This window comes from Streptomyces varsoviensis (assembly GCF_000718635.1).
Taxonomy (GTDB): domain Bacteria; phylum Actinomycetota; class Actinomycetes; order Streptomycetales; family Streptomycetaceae; genus Streptomyces; species Streptomyces varsoviensis.
Map to the genome: position 1 here is coordinate 1 of NZ_JOBF01000116.1, position 203 is coordinate 203.

The window sequence follows — 203 nt, forward strand, 5'->3', positions numbered from 1 at the left end:
AGCCCTCGGCCTATTAGTACCAGTCAACTCCACACCTTACGGCGCTTCCATATCTGGCCTATCAACCCAGTCGTCTACTGGGAGCCTTAACCCCTCAAAAGGGTGGGAGTCCTCATCTCGAAGCAGGCTTCCCGCTTAGATGCTTTCAGCGGTTATCCTTTCCGAACGTAGCCAACCAGCCATGCCCTTGGCAGAACAACTGG

At 54.7% G+C, this 203-nt stretch carries 1 rRNA gene; it reads right to left on the reverse strand.

The features are described 5' to 3' along the window. A 23S ribosomal RNA gene (locus IF55_RS35850) occupies positions 1 to 203 on the reverse strand; the annotation flags it as partial.